General features: G+C 89.6%; 1 protein-coding gene. It reads right to left on the bottom strand.

Going from position 1 to position 240, the window contains the following annotated elements:
• Positions 1-240 (bottom strand): hypothetical protein (locus tag G3N93_RS42550; protein ID WP_206135297.1); only part of this gene is annotated, 240 nt, incomplete at both ends.

Genomic DNA, 240 nt, shown 5'->3' with positions numbered 1-240 from the left:
GGGGGGGGCGTGGCGGGGGGGCGGGTGGGGGGGTGAGGGAGTGGTGGGGGGGGGGGGGGTGGGGGGGGGGGGGGGGTGGGGGGGGGTGGGGGGGGGGGGGGGGGGGGGGGGCGGGCGGGGGGGGGGGGGGGGGGGGGGGGGGGGGGGTGGGGGGGGGGGGGGGGGGGGGGGGGGGTGGGGGGGGGGGGGGTGGGGGGGGGGTGGGGGGGGGGGGGGGGGGGGGGGGGGTTTTTTTTTTTC

This window comes from Burkholderia sp. Se-20378 (genome assembly GCF_017104665.1).
GTDB classification, from domain to species: Bacteria; Pseudomonadota; Gammaproteobacteria; order Burkholderiales; family Burkholderiaceae; genus Burkholderia; species Burkholderia lata.
This window is presented reverse-complemented; position numbering and strand designations above follow the sequence as displayed.